Source organism: Lysinibacillus sp. NPDC093216, from assembly GCF_050280325.1.
Lineage (GTDB): Bacteria > Bacillota > Bacilli > Bacillales_A > Planococcaceae > Lysinibacillus.
The window spans coordinates 1-2,958 of the sequence record NZ_JBNNVB010000060.1 but is presented as its reverse complement, the minus strand read 5'-3'; the positions used below and the strand labels follow the sequence as shown (position 1 = coordinate 2,958).

The 2,958-nt window shown below is 35.0% G+C and carries 3 protein-coding genes; all 3 read right to left on the bottom strand.

Annotation, left to right across the window (positions count from 1 at the left end):
• Window positions 1-710: 710 nt before the first annotated feature.
• The 3 genes from ACQKOG_RS27045 to ACQKOG_RS27035 are packed head-to-tail and all read right to left on the bottom strand — an operon-like array spanning window position 711 to window position 2,259.
• Window positions 711-1,166 carry a hypothetical protein gene (locus ACQKOG_RS27045; protein ID WP_402875311.1) on the bottom strand — a complete coding sequence of 152 codons (456 nt, stop codon included), beginning with the start codon at window positions 1,164-1,166 and terminating at the stop codon, window positions 711-713.
• 15 nt (window positions 1,167-1,181) lie between these two features.
• Entirely contained in the window at window positions 1,182-1,478 is a 297-nt protein-coding gene (locus ACQKOG_RS27040) for a tetratricopeptide repeat protein (protein WP_402875308.1), read from the bottom strand.
• Complete coding sequence (locus ACQKOG_RS27035) at window positions 1,426-2,259, bottom strand: hypothetical protein (protein WP_370083789.1); 834 nt, start codon at window positions 2,257-2,259, stop codon at window positions 1,426-1,428. The genes ACQKOG_RS27040 and ACQKOG_RS27035 overlap by 53 nt, the downstream gene beginning before the upstream one ends.
• Window positions 2,260-2,958 lie beyond the last annotated feature (699 nt).

Below are 2,958 nucleotides of genomic sequence, written 5' to 3'. Positions count from 1 at the left end.
AGTTAAGCTCTTTAGCGCCGATGGTAGTTGGGGGCTTCCCCCTGTGAGAGTAGGACGTCGCTAGGCACCTGAAAAAGTCGAGGATTTATTCCTCGGCTTTTTTTCTGTGAAAATAAATAATCCATTGACTTTTGGAAAACAAAAGATATATTGTTACTTTCAAATCAGAGGGAGGCAGTGAAGTATTTTCTAAGGAAATGTTAAAAGATTAATGTACAAGCTCCAGTGGCACCGACAAGGGAAGGTGCCACTGGAGGATATTAGATAAGTAAAAGTCTTTAAAAAACGCTTATACAATATATGCGTCAAGAAAAAGACGCTAAAACACATCGAACGAAACCAACTATACGCGATGGTGTAACAGTAGCGTAGCCCTATCTGCTATATGCACTGGGTAAGGAGGGATAATGGTATACCCCAACCTTGAGAGCTGTTCAAAACAGAAATGGATTGCGAACGCTTAGTTACTCAGGAATCCCGTCTGACATTAGTCAGTTTGTCCCTTTAGGGGTGGGAGTCTCAAATGTACTTATGCTTAATGACAAGTCAGTCGGCCAAAATTCACGCCTTTAAACACCATCACTTCGATTGGTAAGTATATTTTGTATCCTGATTGTTCAAATCGAATCAAATCATTACCAGAGTACTCTCTGAATGCGAGTGATAGACTTTTTCGTAGTGATGATATATATCTTTTTACGACCGTAGAATTAGGATTCCCTAGTGCAATATCGGGCCAAAGAAATTAATATTTTTTGGCTTGAAATGGGCTGTTCTTGATTTTTAAGAAGAAAGGCTAAGAGTTCTGCTTCTTTTAAACTTAATTTGATTTCATTTTCTCTTGTAATTAAACAGTTATGATGTGAATATAGATTAAGAATACAGCACAGGCTTTCATGCATTTTTTCCAAAGCAATATTAATGGAGTCATCCTTTTCTTCGCGTTGTTGCTTTGTTAACGCTCGCCGTTCATTGCTTAGTTCTTTATACTTTTCGATAAACAACGACCATTCTTTGTTTTTATCAAGTGATTCGGCATGGTCAAATTGTTCCTTTGCACGACGTACTAAGCTAATTTTACTATAGGCACACCCCATTAAAGCAGATAATTTAATTTCTTCTTCCTCTGATATCCCTTGTTCTAATGCTTCATTCGCATAAAACAAAATCGCTTCCCATTTTTAAAAATTGGAATTTATAAAGGCAAGTCTATAGTAAATTTCTGGATGGTCAGGTGTGAGATCAATTACTTGCTTTAATAGTCTCTCAGCTCTTTGCATATTACCGTGGAGAATTTTTTCATTCCTTGCTTGCTCAAGTAATAAATTAGCTTGTTGTTCAGTATAGTGAGCAAAGTTAAAGTGATCTACCCGTCTTAAATCAAGACTAATGCCTTTTTCATACCATTCGTCCATATCGTTTTCCTCAGATTGCCATATTGTTTGTCTTTCTAGTAAGGCCATTTTTGTTAATGACATCTTCATTCCCCCAAGCTATTGTCATCATCCAATTTTCTAAAGCTGTATAATCTTCTTTATCAACCCATTTTCGTGTTATATTTTTTTGCGTTCGTTTAAAGCACTTTTCTTTGATATCACGAATTTCTGTAGCGTGTGTTTCTAATAAAAACGCCATTTTTAATGTATCTTCATGAATTTTATGCTGACAACATCCCTGTTTGGATGTTGCACGTAGTTCAGCACCAGTAAAGCCATCATATACAACTTTCCAATCATAGTTCAACTTTATATCTTGGAAATAACGTTGCTTTACAGCTACAAACCATGCCGCCATAAATGGTCCTGCAAATTGAAAGCGAGGTGATTTTTTTAGGTGACCGTTACAGCCGGCGTATGTAGCAATACCAGCTAAGTTTGCTGCTTTTACAAAACGAGCCATATTATACTCTAATTGAAATGTATTTATCCGGAATCCGTAATTGCGACATGTGAAAAATCTCCAGTACTGATGATAAGCTGCTGCATCAATCGAGAATGGATCTCCGCCAGCTGTTAAAATCTTTTTCATTTTAATAGTAGGCATTTGGTTTACTAGAATTTCAAGCCCATGTTCGCCATGCATGATAAATGGGATATTTAATTGATTCAGTACAAACTGTACATCCTTAACATCATTTTTATTATTGCCCTTTGAGAACAATAATACATTGTCTTTAACTTTGATAAATAATCCTCGCATTATCAATGCCTCTGCTACTTTTTCTGTTGCTGTCATTAACTCTAAATTTAATATATTCATATTGCCATCTCCCTTTTGTTTTCTTAATCCAATTGTAGCCAAGAGCAGGTTACGACTTTGTAACCGGAAGCAACTAAGTAGAATGCCAGTGATCTCAAAGCATTAAAAGAAACTAAAAAAGTGAAGTAGTAAAAATCACAAGTGTACGCGTAACGAAACAACACGTAACAAACTAAATGCGCTCATTCAGCTGAGCAAGTCCGATAATGTCGATATTAATTATCGATAACTTCTTAGGCAAATAAAAGATTATGAGATTTATGATTCACCGATGATGGATGAACAAATGATACAAAATTTTGCAGAACCGGTTACAGGGAATATAATATAATGTGTTTTAAAATACAGAGTCATTTATGATGTTGGCAATGAAAAAGAAGACAAAAAATGTGGAATTAGGGTTTGTTATCATTTATATAGTAAGTTTCTCAGTGAAATGAAAAACTATATTTTTTTTAGAAAAAGTGTTGACCTTTTTAAATTAAGGGTGTAATATTATACAAGTCGTTAAGATAGCTACTGAAAAAACAATTAAGATAAATAAATTAGTTGTTGACATCTAGCGAACGACATGATATTATATAAGAGTTGCTACTGAGGAAGCGGTAACGAAATGAACCTTGAAAACTGAACAAGCAAAACGTAATCAATAAAGTTTTTAGTAGCTAACCTTGAGTTGGTGAACGAAACAAAATTTTG

Bases quoted from the DNA above. Each gene is read 5' to 3' on its own strand.
- ACQKOG_RS27035 (WP_370083789.1), bottom strand. From the start codon at position 2,259: ATGAATATATTAAATTTAGAGTTAATGACAGCAACAGAAAAAGTAGCA.
- ACQKOG_RS27040 (WP_402875308.1), bottom strand. From the start codon at position 1,478: ATGTCATTAACAAAAATGGCCTTACTAGAAAGACAAACAATATGGCAA.